Origin of the sequence: Micromonospora carbonacea, assembly GCF_014205165.1 — a bacterium.
Lineage (GTDB): Bacteria > Actinomycetota > Actinomycetes > Mycobacteriales > Micromonosporaceae > Micromonospora > Micromonospora carbonacea.
Genome location: NZ_JACHMZ010000001.1, coordinates 2,469,631 through 2,494,856, shown reverse-complemented (window position 1 = coordinate 2,494,856; position 25,226 = coordinate 2,469,631). Strand labels below are relative to the sequence as shown.

The window sequence follows — 25,226 nt, the reverse complement described above, 5'->3', positions numbered from 1 at the left end:
AGACGTGTTGGAATAGCTCATATCGCCGCAGCGCGGGGGCAACCGCGCTGAGCAACGGCAAGCACGGGAGCAGCGCAGCAGTGCCGGCAGCACGCCGCTTCGGCGGTCGCCCGCACGCCACATCACCGGGTCATCGCCCGATGACGGGCACCACGCCGGGCGGGCGCTCCCGCCCGCCACGATTGTCCCCCGGCACGTGTCCCCGACAGCCGACGCGCTCGACGCCCGGCGCGCGGGGGCATCCGATCGGCCTGCCAGCGCGGCAGGGCCGGCAACGAGGTGAGAAGCGATCATGAGTTCCCGAGAGGGTTTCGCAGGGTGGTATCGCCACCGCCTGGTGTGGGTGGCGGTGATCCTGCTGACGGTGGCGGCCGGCGTGGTCTTCCTCAACCGGGCCGCCGGCGGGAAGGCGGAGCCGGCGGACCTGCAGGCGCAGATCGTGGCCCGGATGCGCACCACGCTCGAACAGGCGGACCCGGGGCAGCACAACCACGCCGGGCACAACGCCCAACAGGCCGCCACCGAGGAGAAGCCGCCGGTGATCTGCGGGGTCCGCGTCTACGGCTACGAGCCGGCCGCGGCCGCCACCCTCGCCGACGTCCAGAAGGTGTACGGCTTCCACCTCTGCGGGATCGCCGAGCGGAAGCGCCCCTGGGACGTGGCGGTCAAGCTGGCCGGGCCGCTGATCATGGACATGTCCACCGAGCCCCTGGGCATCCAGGTCGTCGAGGCGACCGAGAACGTCAGGTTCATCGACCGGCTGCACCAGATGTTCCCGGCCAAGTACGCGACGCTGGCGCAGGAGGAGGCGCTGGCCGCCACGGAAATGGCCGACCTGCGCCGGAGGTACGACGCCGCAGCCGGGCTGTGAACACGCCGGAGGGCCGGGCAGCACGCGTACCCCCCCTCGCAGACGGACCCGCGCCAGTGCCGCGACGGCGGCACCTGGCGCACAGACCCGTCCTTGTGTCGGCGTCCCCGGACAGCCGGTCCCCATCAGACCGGCCTGGCCCGCGCCACGCGCGTTGATGATCGAGCTCGTTCACTTCACGCTCCGGCGGCCGAAGCGGTGGCGCAGGGCAGCTTCGCGCGATTGCATGCGGGACACCTCCGCACCTTTTCAAGTCGCGCCGTAACGCACCGGCAGTCTCTGCCTGCCGGCCGGCCGAGCACAGTCATCGGCGCAGCCCAGCGCCGCTAGCGGAATCTGCGGGAGTGGCTCCGATCCCGTCAACGCCGACATCGGCGACGCTGGTGAGCAGGCGTCGATCGGTCGGGCGCAGGCCGGGACGCCGCCGGTTTCCGTGCCTGCCCGGACGGGACGGCGCGACACGACGACGGGCCGCAGGAAGCCTGGCGTTCCGCAGGCAGTCGGCGCGGCAGGAGGTGGCTCGTGAGCGATAGACCTGAGGCGGGTTCGAGGTTCGCCATCCTGGGACCTCTCGTCGTGCTCGCTGGAAACGAACAGGTGGATCCCGGGCCGTACAAGCAACGCGTGCTTCTGGGCATGCTGTTGTTGCGGGCCAACACGGTCGTCTCGGTCGACCAACTCCTCGGGGCGGTGTGGCCCGAAGGGTTGCCGAGAACGGCGCGTAAGAACCTCCAGGTGTACGTCTCGACACTGCGCAGGATCGTCGGCGACCGCATCCGGCACGCCTCCTACGGATATGTCCTCGACGCCGGTCCGGACGAGTTGGACGCGCTGCGGTTCGACGATCTGACCGCCCGCGGCTACGCCGCGTACCGGGAGGGGAACCTGCACGAGTCTCGTGGCCTACTGGGCCGTGCGGTGGGTCTGTGGCGGGACGGCGCGTTGGTCGACCTCGCGGGCAACCCGGTGATCGCTGCCGACGCGGAGCACCTGGGCCAGCGATACCTGGCCGCCTTCGAGGACTGGGTGGACCTTGAGATCGACGAGGGCAACCACCTGTCCGTCCTCGCCCAGCTCACGGGGCAGGCTCGACGGCACCCGTTCCGGGAGCGGCTGATCGCCGCGACCATCACCGCGTTGCACCGAGCGGGGCGACGGCGTGAGGCACTGGCGACCTTCGAGGCCCACCGTCAGCTCGTCGCCCGCGAACTCGGTGTCGCTCCCAGCCAGGTCCTGCAACAGCTCTATCGCAGCATCCTGGTCGACGGCGCGGAGGCGGCCACACCGTCCGGGTCCGGCCCCGGACGCGTCCGTCCGGCGCAGCTGCCCCGCGACGTGTCCGAGTTCGCTGGCCGGGCCGAGCACGTCAACGCCCTGGTCGAGACCCTGACCGGGTCGCATGGCACCGACGTCGCGGTGGTCACCGGCGCGGTGGGCACCGGCAAGACCGCGCTGGCGGTCCGGGCAGGCCGACGGATGGCTGGCTCGTTCGCCGACGGTGAGATCTTCGTGTCGCTACGGCAACCGGACGGACGGCCCAGGTCCGTGCGGGACGTGCTCACCGAGCTGTTGCGGGCCACCGGGCTCGACGCCTCCGTTCCCCGGGACGAGCACGAGGCGCCGGCTGCGTGGCGGTCCTGGATCGCCGACCGCGAGTTCCTGATCATCCTGGACGATGCTGTCGGCGAGGACCAAGTGCGGTGCCTGCTGCCCGGAAACGGCCGGAATCGAATGTTGGTGACGAGTTCGTACCGCCTCAGCGGCCTGGAATCGGTGTACCGGGTCACGCTCGACGAGATGACCGACGACGAGGCCGGTGAGCTGCTGACAGGCACGCTGGGACAGCACCGAACCGCGAGTGGGCCGCTACAGCGCATCCTGCGCCGCGCGGGCGCCACGCCGTTGGTCGTGCGGGCCGTGTCGACCAGGCTCGACGCGCTACGACACCTCTCCATGGATGAGTACGCCGACCTGCTGGAGTCGGCCCCGTCTGTCTTCGATGAGTTGCCGTTGGGCGGGACCCCGATACGGGAGCGGGTCGCGCGGGTCTATGCCGACCTGCCCGAGCCCCAGCGACGGGCGGTTCGCGTCCTCGGTGGGCTGCCGGCCGGTCCGGTCTACTGGTCAGAGTTGGTGGCGGCGTGTTCCACCCTCTTCCCGGCAGCCGCCGAGGTCGTCCACCGCCTGGTCGAGGCCAACATCGTCGCGGCTTCGCACACCTGCGCCGTGCGGTACACGGTGCCCGCCCTGGTGCGGCACTTCGCCGCCGACCTCAGCCGCTGAGTCAGCGCGCCATCCCTGCCAGTATCCCGTGCAGCGACTCGACCATCTGTACGCCTCGGCCACGCTGCTCGGCGTCCATCCCGTTGAGCAGGGTGGAGATCCTTCCCAGAACGGCGAACCCGGCATCGCCCGCTGCCCGTGCGGCGTCGTCGCGCAGCAGGATGTGCAGTGACAGCGCTGCCTGGTCGGCGAACATCGCCAGCAGGTCCAGGTCGGCGATGCTGGACCGGGACTGCGGATGTGGGTCGAGGACCTGCAGCACGCCCAGCGTGTCGTGCCGATGCACGACCGGGACGGCCATGATCGAGTCGGGCACGTAGCCGGTCCGCTCTGCCAGGTCCCGGGCGAACACCGGGTTTGCGGTCAGATCGGCGGTGGTGACCGCCTGACCGGTCGCCACCACCCAGCCGGCAACGCCGCGGTCGGCCGGGAAGCGGGTGCCCACTAGGAGCCCTTCGCCCTTACCGGACACCGCCTTGAAGACCAGTTCGTTGCTCTCCTGGTCGAACAGGAAGACCGAGCTGGCCGCCGCACCGAAGATCGACCTGGAAACCGTCACGATCGACGTGAGCAGTTCCCGATTCTCAGCGGTGTCGACCGATTCTGTCGAGGTCGCCTGCGGCTCCGTAAAGTGGCTCATCGAGACGTTCTCCTCGTACGTTGGATGCCGTCAAGAACAGGATCGTCTTCAGCTGGAACGCCGTCAGCCGTGGGTGCTTACTCAGAATCAGGGCACACCGCCCGGCCACGTGCGGGGTGGCGAAGCTGTTGCCGGAGCTGCGGATGACACTGCCCCGCAGACCTGCGACCTGGACCGCCTGACCACGGGCGAAGAACTCAACCGGGGGATTCGGGTTGTACAGGATGCGGTTCGGGTCGAGATGCGTATGGCTGCCCACCGAAATGACCGACGAGAACCGCCACGGAAAGCTCTCAACCGGCGAGTTGTGCGCCGATGCCACGATGACCGACCCGGCGAAGTATGCTTCGTCGGCCAGTTCCCGCAGCGCCTGGACGAACTCCGGACGGGTCGTGGAGAGACTCATGTTGATCACGTCGAATCTCTGCCGGATCGCCCATTCCAGACCCGCCAGCAGAGTGCGCCCGGTGCCACCTCCCCGCTCGCTGAGCACCCGGACGCTGTGGATCTCACAATCCGGGGCGATCTCCCGCACGATTCCCGCGCAGGCCGTTCCGTGACCGAAGGAGTCGCCGTGGGAGACCTCGACGACCTTCCGCTCGCCGTCCCGGTCGACCACGGCGTGTGAACTCGCCACCGTGCCGACCAACGGGTGCCCGGACTCGATGCCGCCGTCGACGACGCACACCCGGACATCCGCGCCGGTCGCCCCGCCCCACGCCCAGGCCACGGTGATCGGGCTCGGCTCGCCCAGATCCACCGCGATGCGGCTCTCGTCGGGGTCGAGGAGCTTCCACGTCAGCGCGCCCATCGACCGCCCGTCCCATCCAGGACGCCCAACGCGCTGACCAGCCGCCGTGCCTGCATCTGGCCCACCACATGTTCCTTGGCCGCGTAACGGCTGGCGGCGGCGCTCGCCGCGAGCCGCGCCGAGGTTGGCCGATCCAGCCGGACGTGGGTCTGCGCGAGGTCGAGCAGCGCTCTGCCCTGGTCGATCGGCGAGTCGGTGCGTCGCGCCACCCCTACGGCAAGCCGGCCGAGTTCCAGGGCCCGGCTGCCACCGGGATCACGGTGCGCCTCGACCCGCGCGGCCAGGCCGAGCAGGTTGGCCAGATCACCCAGGTCGTCCTCGGACACCACCAGACCCGACAACTGCTCACCCGCGCTCTGCGGGTCGGCCTGGGCCAGGCAGACCCTGGCCAACTCCAGCCGGGTCTGCCGCACCAGGGCGTCGGCCCGCACGGCGTTCGCCGCCACCAATGCCTCCCGCAGCAGGTCGCGCGCCCGGCCCGTCTCGTTCCGACAGACGGCGACCAGTGCCTCCAGCAGGGGGCGGAAGCAGTGGGATTCGGCGTACGACATCCCGGCCATCGCCTCCTGGGTCTCGGCGAGAGCCCTCACCGCCTCCTGCATCCGGGCTTGGCTCGCATAGAGCACGGTCAGGGGGAAACCGAGCGTGGCCTGCACCCCACCGTGGTCGCGATGGGCGGCCAGCAGCGTCCGACACCGCTGCGTCGCCTGTCCGGCTGGGATCGGGCCCCGCCACAGCGCGAGCCCTGTCGCGCCGAGCGCATTCGCCACCTCGCGATCGGTCCCCGCCGCCACTGCATGGCGCAGGGCCGGGTCGAGCACCTCCAACGCCTGCTCGTACCGGCCCTGTCGCATCCGTGACTGGGCCAGGATGAGCCGGACCCGCGCCAGTCCCCGGTCGTCGCCGTGCGCGGTGAACACCGCGAACTCGCTGGCCGCGACACGATCGAGCGCGGCGGCGTCCCGGCTCAGCACCGCCAGGTTCAGCCGGGCGTGTGCGGCGGCGACCGGTCGGCTTCCGCCCGCCTCGGTCTCCGCAGTGGTGAGGGCCTGCTTGGCCTGGTCGTGCGTGCCCTGGGTGAGATGCACCTCGCCCAACCGCTCCAGGCACTCCGGGCGGCCCGGATCGCCGGGCTCGGAGAGCTCGACGGCCTGCTCCAGCAGGGCCAGCGCCCACGGCAGGTCCATCCGGTGCAGCGCGCCCGCGCCGGCCCGGAACAGGTGGTGGAATGCCCGCCGCCGGAGGCCGCGTGCCTGGTCACCGGTGATGCCGACAGCCGACTGGTAGCGGTGGGCCCGCGCGAGGTGCCCGCCGACCAGCGAGTCGGGGCCGCCGCGGCGGATCAGGTGCTCGGCGTAGCGCTCGTGCAGTTCGCCCCGCCGGCGCTTGGTGAGCCCACCGTAGGCCACCTGCCGGGTGATGCCGTTGGGGATCCGGAACCCTCCGTCGCCGGCGGGCTCGACCAGTCTGTGGTTGACCAGAGCGGCCAAGACCGGACGACAGTCGCCGTCCAGCGGAGGACCCATCACCCCGACGTCGTCCCGACCGAAACCGTTACCGTCGGGGTCGACCAGCGATCCGATCCGCAACGCCAGACGCTCCTGCTCGCCCAGCCGGTCGATCCTGGCGGCGACCATCGCGTGCAGGCTGAGCGGCAGCGCATCGGCAGTCGCGGTGTCCTGATCGGCCGTCGCCACGAGCTGCTCGAGGTAGAGCGGGTTCCCGCCCGCCTGGTCGACCATCCGGGCGACGGACGCCTGGTCGTGGGGGCTCACCTCGGCGAGGTGCGCCACCAGCCGTGTCGAGTCCTCGACGGGCAGGCTGTTGACCAGCACGGTGGCGGTGTCGAGGGTGGTTGTGGACCACGTGGCGAAGGTCTCCGGCAGGTCCGGCCTGGCCACGCAGAGCAGAAGGACCGGCAAGCCACGCAGCCCGGTGGCCAGCCGTTCCAGCATCCCGACGAGGGCAGGTTGGGCCCACTGGCAGTCATCGAGGACCAACGCCACCGGCCGCGTCATCGCGACGGTCGCGACGACCTGCATCACGGCCTTGCACGTCGCGTCGACCGACGGTGCGGGCGTGCCGTCGCGCAGCAGCCCTCGTCGCAGCAGAGCCACCGCCGCGAGGTGGTCCGCCTCCGCTGCCAGCGACGCGATGCACTCGCCCAGGGCGGTGAGGGTCCCCCCGTCCCCGGCGGGCCGACATCGTCCTATCGCCAGCTCCGCCGCAGCGTGCGAGCCCCGACGGCACAGCCACTCGACGATCAGCCGGGTCTTGCCGATTCCGGCCTCTCCGAGCACGGTCAGCAGGCCGACGTTGCCTGCTTCGGCCACGCGCCGCCACGCATCGTCCAGCAGGGAAAGCTCGGCCTCGCGCCCGACGAACGGCACGTCGAAGCGACGCGTGCGCCGAGGATCCGGCGGCGGTACGTGGACGAGCCGGAACGCCTCGACCGGAGCTGCCACTCCCTTGAGAGCCAAGGAGCGTCCATCCGTGACGGTGACCCCCTCCGCCGCCGCCCGCGACGCCGAGCTGATCAACACCTGGCCCGCCGCTGCGGCTTGTTCCAACCGGGCAGCGATGTTGACCACCTCGCCCGAGACGAACGCGTGCCGTCTCGCGGGGTCCGGCAGTGCCACCACCTCGCCGGTGTGCACCCCGATGCGCACCCGTAGCCGCACCCCGTGGTCCCGCCACAACTCGGCGTCCAGCTTGGCGGCCGCTTCCGTCATGCCGAGTGCTGCCACGAGCGCCAGCCGCGCGTCGTCCTCCCGGGTCTCGGTCAACCCGAACACCGCCATCACGGCGTCGCCGATGAACTTCTCCACCACTCCCCCACCGGCGGCGACGATGCCGGACATCACGTCGTAGTAGCGCAGCAGCACCATACGCAGCAGTTCGGGGTCGAGCGCCCCGGCCAGTTCGGTCGAGCCGACGAGATCACAGAAGAGGACCGTGACGACCCGCCGTTCCTCGGCCCTTCGGTCAGGTGCGTCCACCGCAGTTCCGCAACGCGAGCAGAATCGTGCGTCGGGAATTAACGGCCCACCACATTCCACACAACTCATCGCGGCTACTTCCGGTCGGTGCCCAGAGGCGACAGGTCCTCGCCCGCAGCCTTGCGGAGTCCGCCTAAACATCGGTTGGTTATCGGCATGGGGGCAGGTGACTGCCCTGCGCCGCGTCCGGGCAGGCATTCTCGTGTCGCACCGGCGGCCGGCGAAGCAAGAAACCGGCGAGACCGCCGGGCCGCGGGTGGCCCAAAGGTCCCATGGATCGCCCCCACCCACTGCCCAACACTGTTGCCAGTTGGCTGATTCACCGCAGTGCCCCGCTTCCCAGGGTGGATCAGCAATCACTGAATTGGAGGCAGGCGCATGTCGGAGAACAAGCCCGAGAACCCGGACCTGGAAGCCACCGCGGCCGAGGACATCGAGGTCGTCGCGCACAGCGACGAGGAGGAAGAGGTGCCGGGCACCTGCATCACCAACAACTCCAACGCGTTGTAGCAGCGGCGAATGGGTTCCGGTCCGGATCCGGGCCGGGGCCCCTCGTAAACGGGATTCCATTGCCCGGCGCGGCAGTCGAACAGGGGGTGCCAGATGGGGCACGTTGGGGAGAGGCTTCTTCGCGGACGGGACACCTGGTGGCTGCTGGGGCCGGGCGGGGTCGCTCGTGTCGGTCATCGCCAGGTCACCGACACCGGCGAGCTGCGGCCGTCGGCCCACCGCCTGCTGGATGAACGCGGCCTGTTCAGGTCGACGCCGGAGCGGGTCTATTCGCTGACCGTGCTGACCAGCACCGACTGCAACCTGGGCTGCGGCTACTGTTTCCAGAACACCGGCCAGGATTCGAGCGGCGGTAGCCGTCCGCCGCGGATCAAGCGTGCCCGCCTCACCTCGGCGACGATCACCTCCATCCTGGGCTTCGCTGACCGGCAGATGGCCAGTGCCGGGCTACACAAGCTGGGCGTCCTGCTGTTCGGCGGCGAGCCGCTGCTGAATCCGCGGGGGTGTGTCGAGCTGTTGTCCCGGGCGGCGGACCACAATCTGGTGTCCGCCTGGATGATCTCCAACGCGACCTTGCTGACGCCACCGCTGGCCCACGAACTGACCGCTCTCGGGCTGCGGTCCGTCCAGGTCACCTTCGACGGGGACCGGGACGACCACGACCGCATCCGGGTCCGGCGCTCGCCGGGGGGAACGTTCGACACCATCGTCCGCAACATCGTCCAGGTCACGGCCGCGACGGAACTGCGCTGGATGCTGCGGGTCAACGTCTCGCACCACAACTACCAGGGAATCGACGCGCTGCTCGAGCGGCTCGCCGGCAGTGTCGACCCCCAGCGGTGCTCCATCTACTTCGCCCGCGTCGGTGACGTGGGAGTCGGCTACGCCAACGAACTGCTGCACAGCGGCGAGCTGAGAGCCAGGTTCACCCGGTGGCACCGAACGGCGCTGGAGCATGGCTTCACCGTGCCCCGGCCGCGGGCCGACCTGCCCTGCGTCACGTGCGAGTCGGGCGAAGGCCGCCACGGCGCGGTGGTCAACGCCGACGGCACCCTTGCCAGCTGCTGGGAGACAGCGGGACAGCCGGGCTGGGAGGTCGGCACCGTCGACGAGGGCTATCTGCCGGTCGATCGCAGGGCGAAGCGCTGGATCTCCTGCGGGGACATGTACCGCCATCACGAGAGCGCCCAGGCACTGGCCGACTTCCGGGACGCGGTGGACGCCGCGCTCCTCGACGACCTGCACGAGAAGGGGCTGCTGTAGCGATGCGTGGCAGATATCCGACCGCGCCTCGCGAGGAGACCGCCGACGACGTCCACGGGGTACGCGTTCCTGACCCCTACCGATGGCTGGAGGACGACACAAGCCCGCAGACGCAGCGGTGGGTCGAGGAACAGGATGTGCTCTACCAGCAGTTCCGAGCCACCTTGCCGGACACCGATCGGTGGCGGGCCGAGCTGACCGCGCGCACCGCCCACGACTACCGGGGCACACCGCGGGCCCGCGGTCGACGGCTGTTCTTCGAGCACCGGGCCGCCGGCGCCGACCTGCCGGTCCTGATGGTGCGCGAAGGCGACGTCGACCGTCCGCTGGTGGACGTCAGTGGGCTCGACCCCGGTGGGCGAATGGTGCTGGACGCCTGGGAGCCGTCCCTGGAGGGTGAGCGGCTCGCCTTCCAGGTCTCCCGGGACGGCACCGAGGAATCGCTGCTGTACGTGCTCGACGTCGCTACCGGACGGACGGTGGACGGGCCGGTGGATCGGATCCGACGCAGCTCGGTCGGCTGGTTACCGGGCGGGGAGTCGTTCTACTACGTCGCTCGACTCCCGTCAGGGCACGGTCCCGGCGGCGGGCACTATCACCGCCGCGTCTATCTGCACAAGGTCGGCGCGGACCGCGACTCCGACATCCTCGTCTTCGGCGACGGCCAGGCGATGACGCGCTTCTTCACCGTCGGCATGAGCCCGGACGGCCGCTGGTTGGTCGTCACCGCCACCACGGGCACGGCGCCGGACACAGAGGTCTACCTGGCCGATCTGACCGCCAGCTCGCCGGAACGGCCTGATCTGCGGCTCGTCATGGCCGGTGCCCGCACCCGGCTGCACCTGGCGCCGGGCACCGACCCGGACGGGTCGATGTGGCTGCGGACCGACCACGGCGCGCCGCGCCGGCGGATCCTGAGTTGTCGTCCGTCCACGCCCGAGCGGTGGCGGGAGCTGATCCCCGAACGAGGCGACGCGGTCCTCGACCACTTCGCCGTCCTCGACGGGCCGGAGCTGGACCGGCCGGTCGCGGTGGTTGGCTGGATCAGGCACGCCGCCGCCGAGATCACCGTGCACGACCTGGTCGACGGCAACCAGGTGGGCGCCATCGAGCTACCCGGCACGGGCATGGTCAGCGCCTTCTCGGTGCGCCCCGAGCCCGGCCACGAGATGTGGTTCTCCTACACCGACTTCACCACACCGCCCCGGGTGCTGCGCTTCGATGCCCGGACCGGGCTCACCACGCCGTGGTGGACCGCCACCGGCGGCTCGGACGTGGTGACCACCCAGGAGAGCTACCCGTCGGCGGACGTGACGGTCCGCCTGTTCCTGATCTCCCGGACCGGCCGCCCCGACCGGCCCCGACCGGTGATCCTCACCGGCTACGGCGGTTTCGGCATCTCGATGGCCCCGGCCTACTCCCCGCAGGCCGCTGCCTGGGTCGAGGCAGGTGGCGTCGTGGCCATCGCGGGCCTGCGGGGCGGCGGGGAGGAAGGCGAACAGTGGCACCGCGCTGGCCGCGGCAACCTCAAGCAGAACACCTTCGACGACTTCCATGCTGCGGGCGACCATCTGGTCGCCAGGGGCTGGACGACACGCAGCATGCTCGGGACGCTGGGCGGCTCCAACGGAGGCCTGCTCGTCGCGGCTGCGGTCACCCAACGGCCGCGGGCCTATGCCGCCGTGGTGTGCATGTCGCCGCTGCTGGACATGGTTCGCTACCACCTCTCCGGTCTCGGGCCGAGTTGGGTGCCCGAGTACGGCAGCGTCGACGACGAGGATCAGGCGCAGACCCTGCTGGCCTACTCGCCCTACCATCACGTGACACCGGCCACCGCCTTCCCGCCGGTCCTGCTCACGGTCTCCGACGGCGACACGCGGGTCGATCCGGCACACGCCCGCAAGATGTGCGCGGCGCTGCAACACGGCTCGACAGGCGGTCAGGTGCTGTTCCGGCTCGACCGGGGGGTGGGCCACGGCAGCCGGGCGCTGAGCCGCACCGTCGCGTTGCAGTCGGATTGCCTGGCCTTCCTCGCCGCCAACCTCGGGCTGACGGCACCGTGAACATCCTGCTCTGTCCGTTGAGTGACGGGGGTTACCTGTATCCGGCGATCGCCGTCGGTCGGGAACTGGCGCGGCGCGGGCACGCGGTCCGGGTGCTCGGCCGGGCGTCCGCCGCGCCGGTCGTCGCCCACGCGGAGCTGCCGTTCGTCCGAGCCGAGGACCACGACGGACAGGGTGGCTACTCCGTATCACAGTGGCGTGACGGCGGACCGGCCCAGTACCGGGCATCGCTGCGCGCGGCCCGGCTGACAGCCGCCGACGTCGTTGTCACGTCGGTGCTGTGTCACGGGGCTTTGCTGGCCGCCGAGGCACTGGGCGTCCCGGCCATCGTCCTGGGGCTGTCCGTTCACCTGTGGGACTACCACTCGGGTGGCGTCGACGAGCCGCAACCCGCCACGAGCCGACGGACACGCACCCGCGAGATGCTGCGGTACTACCACGAGCTGCGCGCAGAGGTCGGGCTTACGCCCCGAAGCGACGCGTGGCCGTCGACGCCGCTGTTCGGCGCGGGTCTGCTGCTACGCGGTCACCCCAGTTTCGAGTATCCGGGCGCGGTGCTGCCCGAAGGCGTGCGCCACGTCGGGCCGATGCCATGGGAGCCACCCGCCGACCCGGCCACCGTCGCCGCGGTGCAGGAGCACCTCGACCGGGTGGGCAAACCGATCGTGTACGTCCACCTGGGCCGGTTCTTCGGCGGACGAACGCAGTGGCCACGGCTCAGCGCCGCGTTCACGGGCGGCCCCTACCAGGCGGTGGTCGAGCAGGGGCGCTCGACCAGTCCTGCTCCGGCTCCGGAGGCAGACATACTGCTCGTTCGCAAGCGGTGGATGGGTCCACTGATCGACCAGGCCGGGCTGGTCCTCAGCAGTGGCACGTCGGCCCCGGTGCTGGCCGCTCTGCTGCGTGGCCGGCCACTGGGCGTCTCCCCGAACGGCTCCGAGCAACCCGTGCTGGCGGCAGCATGCGTGCGCGCGGGCGTGGGCGTGTACGTGACCGACGACCCGGGTGCTGACCACGAGACGGTGCTCCGGTCGGCATGGCGCGACGACGCGATGCGCGAGCGAGCCCGCGTGCTTGGCCGGCTGCTGGCCGGGGCCGAGGGTGCGGCTCGTGCCGCAGACATCGTCGAGCGGACCGTGAGCCCCACTACACCTGTGCGGCGGGATGTTCCCGTCGACGGATTGGCCGTAGGCCACCACGAGAGGAGCTGACGATGGTCGAGGCGACACCCACGGCGGTCGACGTGGCCGACCAGGACGCCGCTGCGGCGGATGAGGCGGCACGCCGAGGGATGCGGCGGCTGTCCGAGGGAAGCCGGGCCTGGATGAGCGCCGTCCCCACGCAGTTCCTGGCCCCGGACTTCGGCGGACTGCCGGTGACGCCGAGGGCAAAGGCGTGCCTGGAGCTGGCGCTGCTGCGCCGCCTGTGGGCCCGGGTCGGTCCCGGCGATCCGGCCCTGGCCAGGGTGACCAGCGCGGTGGACGCGATCTGGGCCGACCCGAGCTTCCCCGGCCAGATCGCCGCCGAGCCCCGGTACGCCCGCCAGTACGGGCTGGCCTACGCCGCGCTCGCCCCGGCCGGAGCCGGCCTGGACCAGGCGACCCTGGAGAGGATCGCCCCGGCGGGCCACTTCACGCCGTACAGCAGATCGTCGTATCTGCGCCTGGAGATGAGGTTCTACGCCGACCTAGCGGGCCTCGACCACGACATCGAGTCGTATCCGGTGCTGTACCAGGGTTGCGAACTGCCGCGCTTCGCGGAGGCGCCCACGGACATCGAAGCCGCCTACCGGGTCACGCACACGCTGTTCCACATGACCGACTTCGGCGCCCACGCGCCGCAGATCACCGAGGCCGAGCGGCGACACGCGCTCACCCTCGTCGACCGGATGACCACCCACTTCATCGCCGTCGAGCACTGGGACCTGACAGCGGAGCTGCTGCTCAGCCAGCACTGTCTCGGGCAGGATCCGACCCTGACCGGTTCCGGCGCCGCAGGAGTCCGCGCCCTCCTCGCCGTACAGACCGCCGACGGGCGGATACCAGCCCGGTTCGCCGCGCAGCGGATTCCGGAGACGTCGCCCCCGGTGGATCTGTTCCGGCGTGCCTTCCACACCACACTGGTCACCGCGTTCGCCTCGATGATCTCGCTCGCGGACGCCTGACCGCCATGACGACGGTCCGGCCATCCCGGTTTCTGATCAATCGCGAGTACGCGCGCCTGTGGTGTGGCCAGGCGGTGTCGATGGTCGGGGACTACGTGTTCAGCACCACCCTTGTTCTGTGGGTGGCCACCGTCCTGGCGAAGGATCAGCCCTGGGGACCGGCCGCGGTCAGCGGAATCCTGCTGTCGGTCAGCGCCGCGGTGCTCGGCGTCGGTCCTGTCGCCGGAGTGTTCGTCGACCGGTGGAACGCCCTGCGCACGATGCTGGGCACGGAGGTGATCCGTGGCGGCACGGTCATGCTGCTGGCTCTGCTGTCCCTGCTGCCCACCGACGCGCTGCCGGTCTGGTTGTGGCTCGGGCTCATCTACGTCGTGGTCTTCGTCCTGCACGCCAACGCGCAGTTCTTCGCGCCAGCGCGCATGTCGATCATCCGGGACATCGTGACCGGTCAGGCTGACCGGGCACGAGCAGCGGGGATCGCCCAGGCCACGGCAGGCACTGCCGCGATCGTCGGGCCGCCCCTGGCGGCGCCGTTGCTGATCACTGCCGGATTGCCCTGGGCGCTGCTCGTCAACGCCGCGTCGTATGCGGTCTCCTACGTCATCATCCGATCCACCGGACCCGGTTTGAACGTCGGACACGAGGAGGCCGGACCACGGCCAGGGGTGCGGGCGGAGTTCGTGGCGGGCCTCCGGTTCTTCCGCGGCAGCCAGTTCCTCCTCGCGCTGCTCACCATCGTGGTCATCGGCCAGATGGGGACGGGTGCGCTGAACACACTCAACGTGTTCTTCCTGACCGACAACCTGGGTGCGCCATCCGAGTCGTACGGGTACCTCGGCACGGCCATCGGCGTGGGGGCGATTCTCGGTGCGCTGGCCGCCGGCTCGGTGGTCGCGCGGATAGGAGCTTGGGCTACCACCTGGGTCGGGCTGGTCGCCGGTGGAGTCCTGCTGTTCGCCTACTCCCGGCAGACGACGTTGGCCGGCGGCATGATCCTGCTGTTCCTGTCCATCGTTCCGATCACGGCCCTGAACACGGCGATATCGCCGCTGATGCTGGCCGCCGCTCCGCGGGAGTACACCGGACGGGTGATGGCCGTGTTCCAGCCCGTCACCCAGCTGGCCTCGATGCTGGCGGCAGTGGCATCGGGGTGGCTGGCCAGCTCCGCGCTGCGGGACTTCGCCGCCACTGTCGGCGGGGTGCGGCTCGGCCCGATCGATGTGATCCTCGCGGTGGCGGCGGGGCTGATCGTACTGGCGGGCTTGTACGCACGCGCGATGCTGCCGCGCTCCGAGGTCCAGCCCGCCACGGACCCCCGCCGCGGCTGACCTGTGTCCGGGATCCTGGACTACCGGCAGTAGGCCACGAGCAAACCACTCCGATACCGTCGGCTGCCAGGATCGCAGCATGACCGATCTTCGTGGCACGGAGCTGTCGTCGAACGTCGAGCACAGCTGGCGGCACGGCGTGTGGTGTCCCGCTCACCAGCAACGGGAGGCGGACTTGTCGGCCGTCCTTCCCGGTCTCATCGTCTCGGCGTCGTTGCTGGTTCCGTCGCTGACGGCGCGGGAGACGGCAACCCTACGGCTGCTCGGTGCCGGCTACGACAACCACACGATCGCACGGCGGCTGTCCGTCAGCGAGCGAACCGTCAAGCGGCACGTCAGCGCGGTCCTGGGCAAGCTGGGCCTCACCTCACGGCTACAGGCGGGCCTGGTTTCCATGGTGACGACCCTTGTCGGGGCGGAAGGGATCTGTCGCGGTGCCCGCCCCTTCTGCGTCCCGGCGACGGGCGAATAGCACGGCGTTGCCGCGAACTCAGCAGCCGGCACAGCGGCATCCCCAGTCGCCATACCGCAAACGGACGGCCCACATACCGGCGGCGCCTACCCTGAGGGCACACGGCGACCGGGGAGGTCACGATGACGCAAGAGGACCCGAGCTCCGAAGCGGAGACGGAGTTCGCTGCCCCCGGCACGGCGGAGGACCCCGTGCGCATCCAGCCGGGCACGGGGGCGGATCCCACCCCTGACGGCCTCTCGACCGACGTGGAGGACGAAAGCGAGGTGGTCGCCCATGCCGAGGCCGACGACGCCGAGGCATTGCCGTGGTGCGTGGGTTACTTCTGCTGACAGAGACGACGACCAGGGCGCATCTGCGTCGGCTGCACCATTCGTGCACAACGCGCCGCGATCAGCGCAGGACACCGACGGGGTGTGCCGGCCGGGGGTCAGCTGCGGTACTCGCGAGTGACGAACTCGCTCAGCGCGATCCGGTTGGGCAGCCCGGTCTTGACGATCAGGTTGGAGATGTACCGTTCCACGGTCCGGGCCGAGAGATAGAGGCGCTCGGCGATCTCACGGTTGCTGAGCCGCTCGACCAGCAGTTGCAGCACCTCAAACTCCCGGACGGTGACCCCGGCGCTGCGCAGTGCACCGGGAACCTGCTGGAAGCCGGTACGCCGCTGCGAGACGCGCGCGCCGGCGGCGCGCAGCAGGGTGCGGCAGGCGCCGGCGACGGCGCTCACATCGGCGGCGTAGAAGTGCTCCTCGGCGGCACGCAGCCAGTCGACCGGGGTACCCCAACCGTCGGCCAGGGCCGCCTCGGCGGCCAGCCGGAGGCCAAGGTGCCGACCCATCGGGTACGGCTGCCCAACCTGGATCGCCTCGGCGACGGCGGCGGCTGCGGCTGTCCCGTCGCCGGACCGCCCGGCGACGACAGCTCTGGCGAAGAGGGCGAACTGTCGGTCCCAGCGAAACGGCGTGAGCGAGCCGGCAAGGGTCCGCTCGGTCTCCTCGTCCCGGCCTTGCAGGGCGACGAGGAGGAGGTGCATCCCGTCGCGTCCGATGAGCTGGATGGTGGTCGGGTTCCGGGCATCCGCCGCGAGCGCACGGGCCATCTCGTCCCTCGCCCGAGCACGGTTCTCCTCCAGCAGGGCGCAGACCGCGCGCGCCAGACCGTGCACCCGGGGGCCGTTCCGCGCCTGGTCGCCGTGGGCGTCCTCCAGGTGCCGAAACGCTTCGTCCATCTCCCGGCGACGGCCCTGGTGGGCGGCGAGGACCATCCGTAGCAACATGACGTACTCGGCCGTCTCGAGCAGCTGGAGCCGGCTCGTGGCCGTCCGCACCTCATCGATCAGGGCGCTCGCCTGGTCGAAGTCGCACCGCAGGATCGCCTGTAGTGCAAGGCTTGCCTCTGCCTGGTAGCGCGCGGTCACCGCGCCGATCCGACTGGCCTTCGTACGAGCCTGCTCGAGCCGTCCCGGGTCGGCCGCGCGCAGTGCGTCATCGTTGCCAAGCCGAACAAGGGCATGGATCTCCCAGATCGGCAGGCCGTGGGCCACCGCGATGGCCCGGCTTCGGTCCAGGCAAGCGGTGGCTTCGGCCGGATCGCGCTGCCGGACCAGCGCGCCGAGCAACTGCCATGCCTGGCAGGCGACAACTGGCAGGGGCAGCGGCTCCGCGACCGTCGCCGCGCGTCGGGCCATCGCCTCCACCCGCTCCAACCGGCCCGGCCCGGGCCGGTCGAGTTCGAGATGGGCGGCCACCACATCGACCTCTGCGAGGTCGCCAGGCCGGGCGTCAGGCCCCAGCAGGGTGCGGGCCGCCTCTACTCGTTTCAGCCCTTCGTCCAGCTCGCCGGCCAACATCGCCGCCCAGGCGAGCCTCGTCTGCAACCGGGCCAGCCGACGCTCGTCGAGCGCGCCGGCAACGTGCTCGACGATTCCCACGAAAGCCAACGCCTGGTCGATCCGGCCCGCCTCGGCCATCGCGTAGATCAGTGGTTCGAGCGTCTCGGCTCGGATCGTCGTGTCGTCGTCGGCCAGCAGCTCCCAGGCCCGTTCGAGGAGGGTGGCGGCGGAGAGGGCTGCGCCCTCGGCCAGGCTGCGCCGACCCGCCTCGGCGAACAGCCGGCCGGCGGCCGCCCGGTCGCCTGCCGCCAGGCGGAGCGCCGCAGCGGCCTGGCACCACTCGCCGGGCAGGCCGGGCTGCACTGCGACCACCGCGTCCGCGGTGCGCCGGGCGAGTCGAGTCAGCTCGGCGGGCTCCAGCAGAGTCAGCAGCGCCTCCTGCACCATCGGGTGTTGGAACCGATACCAGTCCGGGGTCTGGTCGTCGGCGACCACGAGCTGGGCCGCGAGCGGCCCCTGAAGGTGGGTGAGGAGCTCCCGGTCGGCCATACCGGTCACCGCCTGTGCCACGGCAAGCGGAAACCGGGAACCGAACAACGCGCCCGCCATGATCAGGTCCCGGGTCGAACCGGAGAGTTGTCCGACCCGCCGTCGAACGCTGCGGACGAAGGTGTCCGGCCGGCTGGCCAGGGCGTGCTCGTGGATCCGCCAGCCGGTCGCGGTCTGGGCCAGCACTTCGCTCTCGCACATTCCGGTGAGCAGGTCCTCCACCAGGAACGGGTTGCCGGTGCTGCCGGCCCACACCAGGTCGACGACGGCCTCCGGCACCATGGCGACGTCGGCATCCAGAAAGGACGCGACCATCTGCAGCACCTGGGGACGCCCCAACCGGGGCAGTTCGAGCAGCACGCCGTGGCCGCGCTGGGCGACCGAGCGCACCAGGTCCAGCGCCGGACATGGCTCGGGACGCAGGGTGCCGAGCAACAGCGCAGGCTGTTGGGCCAGGTTGTCGACCAGGTACTCGGTCACGCCGAGGGTCTCCGAATCCGCGTCGTGGAGATCCTCCAACGTCAGGAGGCACCCGTTCTCCTGCCCGGCGACACCCATGAGCCGGAGCACCGCCTCCGCGAGGACGACCAGGGAGGCGTCGCCGTGGTTGCCGGTGCCCGGACGTAGATCGGGCACCAGCCGCCCCAGCAGCGGCCGGTACGGGCCGAGCGCGTCGAGGTCGATCGGTTCCCCGGCACGCAGCAGCGACAGTACGGCTTCGGTCAACGACCGGTATGGCACCAGGGGCCCGGTCGTGCTGCTGCGCCCCCGCATCAGGCGCATGCCGGAGTCGTAGGCGAGATCGGCGACGACCGCGGCGAGCCGGGACTTGCCGATGCCGCCCTCACCGACAAGGAAGATGGCCCCACCCTGACCAGCCCGGGCCGCGGACAGACCTTCTCGGATCAAGCGCTGTTCGTTGTCCCTGCCAACGACTATCGATGAACGTGTCCCCACGGGCGGACGCTACCGCCTGTGGCGACATCGGTCCATAGCGTGGCCACAGGCCCGGGTGATCCTCGGTCCCGCACGGTTGCCGTCCTCCGGTCAACTCGGTGGGCAACAGGTCGTGCTACCGCCGCTGACCAGCCGAACCGGGTCGTCGTAGGGCTCTGGCGCGGCGATGCCGCCACTGGCGGTGGCGACGACCAACCCGGCGAGGATCGCCGCCCGGATGCCGAGGGAGACAGCGGGGCGCGCCGCGTCCCGCCGCCGATCCGGCTCGTGTGGGACCTGGTCGGTGCTGATCGGCGCATCGTGGTCGCTGAACATGTCATCCTCTCGGTTCACTTCGGCGGCGTACAGCGGTGGGCGGTGCTGGTCAACGACCGCAGATTCGGCCAGCGGCCCGGTCACCACGGGCCCGCCGACGACGGTGACTCCAGCAGCAGGACCGACGGGACCTGACGGTGGAAGCCGAGACGGAGAAGCCCGTAACCGATGCCGGCCAGCCCGGTGAGCAGTCCTGGCGTCTCCACCTCTTCCGGAGTGCTGCAGATCGGACCGTGTCGACGGATGGCGTCAAGGACCAGGCTCGCGCGACGGCGGCGGACCTGCACAGCCCCGGGATGACGGCCGGTCCCGGCCAGCGCGGTCAATGCCTCGGTCACACTGAGTTCTCCGTGGCACAGGCTCAGATCCCGCAGAAGCGGCCGGCTGGCCGCAGCCTGAACTCCCTGTTCGGCGTCGCTGCTGGACACGGCTCCGACAACCGCGCCCAACAACCGTCCCGCGTCGCCCGCACACAAGCCCGGCTCGCCGGGCACCGGCGCTGGAGCGGCCGAGAGCAGCGCAACGGCCCGCGCGGCGAGGGGCCGGCAGCGGGGGAAAGCGCCCGCCATCCTGTGCAGGGCGAGGCTGACGCCGACCCAGCCCGTGGCGAACGAGTTGGGCAGGGCATCCGGTTCCGCACCGGACACGACAGGGGCCAGCAGATCGAAGCAGCGATGGGCCAGCCGCCCCGCGGAAGGCAGCCCCAGGTCGCGGTGGACGGCAAGCATCGCGGCCAGGCAACCGGCGGTGCCGTCCCGCCAGTCGATCGAGGACCGCTCCACCGCATGGGCGGTCAGCCCGACGGTGTCCGCGGCGAGTGCGGCGATCTCCGCGTCCCGCAGCAGCATCCCCAGTCTGGAAAGGCCGTACGCCATACCGCCCAGCCCGGACAGGCCGCCGCAACCGATCGCCGCCGCCAACTCCGGCTGTTGTTTCAACAGCTGACACAGCTGGGGATAGCCGCGTATGGCGTGCCGGGCTGCGGCGGCGAATCTCGGTACCCCACTCAGCCGGGCCACCTCGGCCAGGAACAGGGCAATGCCGAGATTTCCGTCGGCAAGGCCGGCTCCGGTGGGCAGGAGCAGCCAGCGCTGCCCATCCACTGGTTCGAGCCCCAACCAGTTGATCCGGTCGCCGTCGGAGATGCCGGTGGCGACGAGCCGGGCGGCGATCTCGCAGGCGGCGGCGAGCAGGCGCTGGGGCGGGGCGGCGATCCCGTCCATCCGCGCCAACGAGCGGCCGGAGCAGCGATGCGCCGGAAGAGGCACCCGGGTGGCGAGGGATGCCGTCAGGATCCACTCCTGGTCCCGACGGTCGACGTCGCCGAGCCGGCTGAGCATGTCCTTGGCCCGATCGCCCACCGGTCGGTCCAGCAGCCTCGGCAGCCGGATCGAGTTCGATGTCCACAGGTCACGGTCGCCGGGCCGGGCCGTGACCAGTGGGATGTCGCCGGCCCACAGGTCGATTGCCTCGTGCGTCGCGAGGGCTCGCCGCACCGGGTCGTTGGCCTCGATCCAGAGCGGGTCGAACGCCTGGTCCCGGTCCATTCCGTCACGCAGGGCCTCCGGGCGACCGGCCTCGTCCAGCATCGCCCGATAGCGGCGGGTCGGGCGGGCGACCACCCGTACGTCGAAGTCGGTGCACCGACCCACCATGGCGGCCAGTCGGTCCCGGTTCCGGCGCACCGCGTCGTAGGCCAACCGGAACCCATGCAGCAGCTCGGACAGGTAGTCGCCGGGATCCGTCGGCTTTCCGTCCAGATGGGGACGGCTGTGCCCGGCCCCCCAGTGCATGACCCTGGCGGCAACGCGCATCTGGTCGGTGCCGGCCGCTTCCCATCGGACGACGGGGGCCCCGGTGGCCCCGGCCAACGCCGAGGTGTCCGTTCCGCCGAACCCACCGAACCCGGCGCAGGGCAACATCCCGGTGCGGATCACCGAGGTTGCCAGGGCCAGCAGGGCGGGGTCGTCGTTGCGATCGATGGTCGACAGATAGGGGTGGAAGAGGGTCTCCGCATCGATCACCAGGGGCTGGTCGCCGGCAGCCACCACGTTCTCGCAGTGCATGTCGGTGGTGTGCGTGACATGCAACAGGACGAGCAACGCGCCGAGTCGGCGGTAGTAGGCCGACGCGGCCTCGGTGCCGGTGACCGGCTGGTGCCCGACGAACTCCTGCCAGCCGTGCCCGGAGACGGCGAGAACGGCGGGAGTGCGCAGATCGAGCCCGGGGACGGTGGTGGACAGCCAGCGGACCATCCCTCCGAGGTGGACCTGGGCCTGAACCCCGCGGGGCTTGTAGACGATCCGGGTGCCACCGGTGAAGTGAAGCAGCCGGACGCCCTCCCCCCGTTGGTGTGGATCGCCCAGGCCCGCGCTGATGCCGCAAAGCGGTCCCGGGTCGACACCGCCAAGCACGACGCGCACGATCCCGTCGCGATCGTCGGCGAATCGGCTCAGCAGCCGAGTCAACGCGTCAAGCTCGCTCCGGCTGGTCTCGGCCAGCAGACGAGCGAGCACAGGGTAGTCCGTGAACAGCTCCCACAGCCCGGACGTCTCGCTGAGCATCCGGACGAAGTCCACGAACCTCTGCCGGCTGTCCCTGCCACGCAGTCGGCCCGCGTCCCGCCACGCGTGCAGTTGGGCGACGAACGTGGGAGCGGCCATCGTCACCAGCCTGTGGCCCAGATCGGCGCCGAACCCGGCGAGCACTGCGGGCACGTCCAGCCACGACACGAATCGGTGCGGCGGCAGTCGTCTGGCAAGCTGCCTCACTGTCGCCGTCACCAATGGCTGCACCGACCAGGCGAACGCGTCCTCCCACCGGGTCGGCACCGGAACATCGGCGGCCGGCGGCACCGCGGACCGCAGGGCTTCCTCCACGGCCCGCGCCCATCGGGGTCTCTCCGCACGGGCGGCCAGGACTGCGGGCGGCTCGCCGAGCAGCCGCAGCACCACAGCCTGGTCGATTCCGAGATCCGCCAGCCTTCGCTGGAAGGCCGCCTCGCCCTGCGGACCGTAGCGACCACGCCATCGATCGAACCGGGCGCAGGCGACCTCATCCGCGGAATCGCGGAGTTGGCCGATGCCATGGATCCGCTCATGCAGTGCCAGGGCGGGAGCCCACCAGGAGCCATCCGGGCCGGTGGCAGGGAGATCGCCGGCGGCCCGCAAGGTCGGTGCGGTGGTCATGGGGCCATGATGCCCATGCGGGCGGCCGCGCTTCTTGCGTGCAAGGTACGCACATTCTGAGTGCACTGTCGTCAGGTGGGCGCCAAGTCCACGGCCTCGCTTGCCGCTGAGCGTTCAGCCGCCCGCCGGGGAGCCCGGCCGAGACGGCACGGCCGCGTCCGCTGCCGGCTGTGGGTACCCGCGCCGAGCCCGGGGCGCGGAACCGCTCTTCGACGGCAAACCCCTTTGATTGACTGACATCGCTGGCTGGGCGAGAATGGCGGCAGCAGGGGCCGTCATCGCCCGTCTTCCTCACGTGATCGGGAGGAGGTGCCGAGCATGGAGCGTTACGAGGACCTCGAAGGATCCGCCGTGGGCCTGATCAACGCCGTCATCAACTGACCCGCCGGTCACCAACCGGGCGGGCGCGGGCTGTCCCATCGTCGCGTGTCCGCCCCTCGGCACCGCACCAACCGACCGGGCCGGGAGGTAAGGGATGGCCGACATCGCCTGGCGGGATCCGGCGGCGCTGCCGCTGCGCCCGCTGATCGACCTGACCGCCGATCCCGCGGTCCCGCCGGCCCTGGTCGCCGAGGCGGCGCTGTTCTGGGTCGGCCGGCCCGACCCGTGCGGCTGGTTGCCCGCACACGCGCCGCCCGCCGGCCTGCGCCGCACGATGCGCCGCTGCGGCCTGCTCGACGCCACGGACACCCTCGTCGCGCCGCCCGAAGTGCAGGAACGACTCAAAGCGGACGACCCCGCCGGTCTGCTGTGGGCGGCCCGCCTGATGCGCGCGCTCGGCCGCCGGGAGGACGCCGCGAGACTGCTGCGGCGGCTCGGTGGCGACGCACCCTCCCCGGTGCGCGCCTGGCGCGACCTGCTGCTCGCCGAGGACGGCCGGCAACCGCTTCCCGCGGTGCCACCCGAGGCGGCGGGCCTGCCGGTCCGCCTCGCCACCGCACTGGCCCACGCCGGCCGGGTCGCAGCGGACGGGCAGCCGGCCGCCGAAGCGCTCGCCGTGGCGGAGTCGCTGGCTGCCGGCCTGGCCGGCGACCGGCTCGGCGTGGTCGCCCGGGCCCGGGTCCTCGCCGTGCGGCTGCGCAGCCCGGGCGGGCCGACGCCCGAGGCCGACACCGTCCGCGCCGTCGCCCGCGACCTGGGGACGGACCGGGACGACTTCCTCGCGCGCGACGCCGCGCTGGCGCTGCTGCGGGCCGCCGCCCGCGCCGCCCTGGACGAGACCGGCGCGACCGGCGGCGGGCCGGCGCGCGAGTTCGCCGGCGTCGCCCTCGACCTCGACCCGACCGGCGCGGCGACCCGGCTCCTCGCGGCTGACGCGGCCCGGGCGGCGGGCGACCGGGAGGCGGCCCGCACCCACTACCGGGTGGCGGCCCGGACCGGGCTGACGGAGCGGACCGCGGCGCTGGCCGGGCTGCTCGACCTGGCGGCCCCCACCTCGGCCGTCGAGGACGACGCGCCCGCCGCGACAGCCGGCCCCGCTGGACCGGCGTCTCCGGCCGACGCCGGCGAGCTGGTGGGGGCGCTCGCCGACCTGCTCACCTCGGACCGCGGCGAGGAGCAGGACCGGTTGGCGGTCCTGGTGGCGCGACGCCCGGCGCTGGGCGGCACGGTCTGCGCCGACGCGGTGCGGTGGGCGGTCGCGGCGCGGGAGCCGGCGGGCGCGGCGCGGGAGCCGGCGGCGGGGGCGCGGCCGCTCCCGATCGAGCGCTACCGGCCGTTTCTCGACCTGAGCCCGAGCGAGATCCTCGACCCGGTCGACACCCCGCCGGTCGCGATCCACACGCCACTGATGTCGTACGCCGCCGTGCTGGAGCGCCGCGAGCCGTGGTTCCGGGAGATCCACCCGCAGCGGGCCACCGCCGCCATGTTCCGCGACGAGATGCAGGCGACGGCCACGGTGTACGGGTACGCCTCCGGTGGCGCCTCGGCCGACTACCGGACGTGGCTGGCGGCACCCGACGGCTGCCCGCCCAGGGTGCGGGACCGGCTGGCCCACGCGTCGGACCTGCCGCTGCTGGACCGGGCGCTGCTGGGCCGGCTGCTGTCCGCCGTGGGTTTCCACGCCGAGGCCCGGGGCATCCTTCCCGGGCCGGACGTGCCGGTGCGCGACCCCGAGAGCGCGTACGCGCTGGCCAGCTGGCTCTTCGCCGAGCAGATGCTCACCACGGGGCACACCGCCGAGCTGGAGCCGCACTTCCGCACGCTCTACGAGCAGCTCGGCGACGACGTCCGGTACGCCCGCACGCGGGTGGTCACCACCATCAACGCCACGGTCAACGCGGCCCGGCGTCGGGAGCCCGAGACCATTGCCCGCTGGCGCAAGCTCGGGGAGGAGGACCTGGCCCGGTACACGGCACTGCCCGAGGTGTCGGAGTTCGATGCCGCGATCATGACCAGCAGATGGTTCCGGGCCATGGGGTTCCTGCCGTTCCTCACCGGCGACCGTGACCTGCTGCGCGCGGACATGGACCGGTGGCTGGGCATCGCCCGGGAGCTGACCGGGCACGACGCGCACACCCGGGTCATCGCCGCCGACAACTACTTCCCGGCCGTGGAGACCGCCGTGCGCACCCACACGTACCTCGGCGAACGCGACACCGCACTGGCCCTGGTGGACGAGCTGGCGGAGCGGATCGACCCGATCGACCCGAAGACCTGGCTCACCGCCGGGGAGCTGCGGTACCAGGCCGGCGACGTCGGCGGCGCGCTCGATGCGTACCTGCGGGCCGCGCACCTGCAGTTCCCGTACGGCCGCATCTCCTGGTTCAACGCCGGCCAGGTCCACGAGCAGCTGGGCCGGGCCGACCTGGCCGCCGAGTGCTACCGCCGGTCGCTCGCGCACTGGCCGACCGGCGTGACGCCGCTGCGCCGGCTGCGCGACCTGCACCTGCGCGGCCGGCTGCCCGACGACCGGGGGGTGCTGGCAGCCTGGGCCGCGGGCCAGCCGGCGTGGCCGGGGCTGCCCGCGTTCGAGGGGTGAGC

At 71.5% G+C, this 25,226-nt stretch carries 17 protein-coding genes; 11 read left to right on the top strand and 6 right to left on the bottom strand.

The annotated features are described in order from the left end of the window. Positions 1–292: 292 nt before the first annotated feature. Together HDA31_RS10800 and HDA31_RS10795 are read left to right on the top strand one after the other, a co-directional pair. On the top strand, positions 293–871 hold the full coding sequence (locus tag HDA31_RS10800; protein ID WP_178064951.1) for a hypothetical protein: 579 nt from the start codon (positions 293–295) through the stop codon (positions 869–871). A 624-nt stretch (positions 872–1,495) separates the two neighbouring features. After that, entirely contained in the window at positions 1,496–3,154 is a 1,659-nt protein-coding gene (locus tag HDA31_RS10795; protein WP_178064950.1) for an AfsR/SARP family transcriptional regulator, read from the top strand. A gap of 1 nt (position 3,155) precedes the next feature. On the opposite strand, the gene HDA31_RS10790 is transcribed toward HDA31_RS10795, so the two are convergent. The 3 genes from HDA31_RS10790 to HDA31_RS10780 are packed head-to-tail and all read right to left on the bottom strand — an operon-like array spanning position 3,156 to position 7,604. Further along, complete coding sequence (locus tag HDA31_RS10790) at positions 3,156–3,794, bottom strand: GAF domain-containing protein (RefSeq protein ID WP_178064949.1); 639 nt, start codon at positions 3,792–3,794, stop codon at positions 3,156–3,158. Next, complete coding sequence (locus HDA31_RS10785; RefSeq protein ID WP_178064948.1) at positions 3,739–4,605, bottom strand: S8 family peptidase; 867 nt, start codon at positions 4,603–4,605, stop codon at positions 3,739–3,741. Before HDA31_RS10785 ends, HDA31_RS10790 begins: the two co-directional genes overlap by 56 nt. Next, on the bottom strand, positions 4,593–7,604 hold the full coding sequence (locus tag HDA31_RS10780) for an adenylate/guanylate cyclase domain-containing protein (RefSeq protein WP_178064947.1): 3,012 nt from the start codon (positions 7,602–7,604) through the stop codon (positions 4,593–4,595). Before HDA31_RS10780 ends, HDA31_RS10785 begins: the two co-directional genes overlap by 13 nt. Before the next feature lie 378 nt (positions 7,605–7,982). Here HDA31_RS10780 and HDA31_RS32160 point away from each other — a divergent pair, with 378 nt between their 5' ends. The 8 genes from HDA31_RS32160 (at position 7,983) to HDA31_RS10745 (ending at position 15,736) form a co-directional block, all read left to right on the top strand. Continuing rightward, positions 7,983–8,114 (top strand): SH3 domain-containing protein, encoded by a 132-nt coding sequence (locus HDA31_RS32160; protein WP_260422032.1) that lies wholly within the window; start codon positions 7,983–7,985, stop codon positions 8,112–8,114. Between the two features lie 93 nt (positions 8,115–8,207). After that, positions 8,208–9,377, top strand: coding sequence for a radical SAM protein (locus HDA31_RS10775; RefSeq protein WP_178064946.1), 1,170 nt, complete (start codon positions 8,208–8,210; stop codon positions 9,375–9,377). A gap of 2 nt (positions 9,378–9,379) precedes the next feature. After that, complete coding sequence (locus HDA31_RS10770; protein WP_178064945.1) at positions 9,380–11,440, top strand: prolyl oligopeptidase family serine peptidase; 2,061 nt, start codon at positions 9,380–9,382, stop codon at positions 11,438–11,440. Continuing rightward, positions 11,437–12,651: a glycosyltransferase gene (locus HDA31_RS10765; protein ID WP_219824895.1), complete on the top strand. Its 1,215-nt coding sequence runs from the start codon at positions 11,437–11,439 to the stop codon at positions 12,649–12,651. Before HDA31_RS10770 ends, HDA31_RS10765 begins: the two co-directional genes overlap by 4 nt. Positions 12,652–12,653: 2 nt before the next feature. Continuing rightward, on the top strand, positions 12,654–13,604 hold the full coding sequence (locus tag HDA31_RS10760) for a DUF6895 family protein (RefSeq protein WP_178064944.1): 951 nt from the start codon (positions 12,654–12,656) through the stop codon (positions 13,602–13,604). A gap of 5 nt (positions 13,605–13,609) precedes the next feature. Beyond that, positions 13,610–14,932 carry an MFS transporter gene (locus tag HDA31_RS10755; RefSeq protein WP_178064943.1) on the top strand — a complete coding sequence of 441 codons (1,323 nt, stop codon included), beginning with the start codon at positions 13,610–13,612 and terminating at the stop codon, positions 14,930–14,932. A gap of 79 nt (positions 14,933–15,011) precedes the next feature. Further along, positions 15,012–15,404 (top strand): helix-turn-helix domain-containing protein, encoded by a 393-nt coding sequence (locus tag HDA31_RS10750; protein WP_178064942.1) that lies wholly within the window; start codon positions 15,012–15,014, stop codon positions 15,402–15,404. A gap of 122 nt (positions 15,405–15,526) precedes the next feature. Then, the gene (locus HDA31_RS10745; protein ID WP_178064941.1) at positions 15,527–15,736 is read left to right on the top strand and encodes a hypothetical protein; all 210 of its coding nucleotides are present in this window, start codon (positions 15,527–15,529) and stop codon (positions 15,734–15,736) included. A 98-nt stretch (positions 15,737–15,834) separates the two neighbouring features. Here HDA31_RS10745 and HDA31_RS32935 read toward each other — a convergent pair whose 3' ends face one another. The 3 genes from HDA31_RS32935 to HDA31_RS10730 all read right to left on the bottom strand — a co-directional run bounded on the left by HDA31_RS32935 (position 15,835) and on the right by HDA31_RS10730 (position 22,244). Beyond that, positions 15,835–18,741, bottom strand: a complete 2,907-nt coding sequence (locus HDA31_RS32935) for an ATP-binding protein (protein ID WP_178064940.1) — start codon at positions 18,739–18,741, stop codon at positions 15,835–15,837. A gap of 90 nt (positions 18,742–18,831) precedes the next feature. Further along, on the bottom strand, positions 18,832–19,140 hold the full coding sequence (locus HDA31_RS10735; RefSeq protein WP_178064939.1) for a hypothetical protein: 309 nt from the start codon (positions 19,138–19,140) through the stop codon (positions 18,832–18,834). Beyond that, positions 19,137–22,244 (bottom strand): type 2 lanthipeptide synthetase LanM family protein, encoded by a 3,108-nt coding sequence (locus HDA31_RS10730; protein WP_178064938.1) that lies wholly within the window; start codon positions 22,242–22,244, stop codon positions 19,137–19,139. Before HDA31_RS10730 ends, HDA31_RS10735 begins: the two co-directional genes overlap by 4 nt. Before the next feature lie 475 nt (positions 22,245–22,719). Here HDA31_RS10730 and HDA31_RS10725 point away from each other — a divergent pair, with 475 nt between their 5' ends. Beyond that, positions 22,720–25,224 carry a tetratricopeptide repeat protein gene (locus HDA31_RS10725; protein ID WP_178064937.1) on the top strand — a complete coding sequence of 835 codons (2,505 nt, stop codon included), beginning with the start codon at positions 22,720–22,722 and terminating at the stop codon, positions 25,222–25,224. Positions 25,225–25,226 lie beyond the last annotated feature (2 nt).